1 protein-coding gene is annotated in these 271 nt (G+C 41.7%); it reads right to left on the reverse strand.

The window, feature by feature from the left end; all coding sequences use genetic code 11:
- Nucleotides 1-52: 52 nt before the first annotated feature.
- Nucleotides 53-271: hypothetical protein (locus BOQ64_RS23380; RefSeq protein WP_164975881.1), on the reverse strand; the 219-nt coding region annotated here is incomplete at its 5' end.

Raw genomic sequence — 271 nt, forward strand, 5'->3', positions numbered from 1 at the left:
CAAAGCATGCAGAATCTTCCCGGAATTACTGTTCAGGATGGTAAAGTACAGCTTAGAGGCAACGATAAAGTAACGTATTGATTGATGGTAAACAGACTGAAATAGACAGCCGTCTTGATAAGAAACGTACTCTGTAGCGGATAACATCAGCCAAAGCGGTGGCTCTGTATTGCAAAGCATGCAGAATCTTCCCGGAATTACTGTTCAGGATGGTAAAGTACAGCTTAGAGGCAACGATAAAGTAACGTATTGATTGATGGTAAACAGACTG

The sequence above is a fragment of the Chryseobacterium sp. CH25 genome (assembly GCF_004119455.1).
Classification (GTDB): domain Bacteria; phylum Bacteroidota; class Bacteroidia; order Flavobacteriales; family Weeksellaceae; genus Chryseobacterium.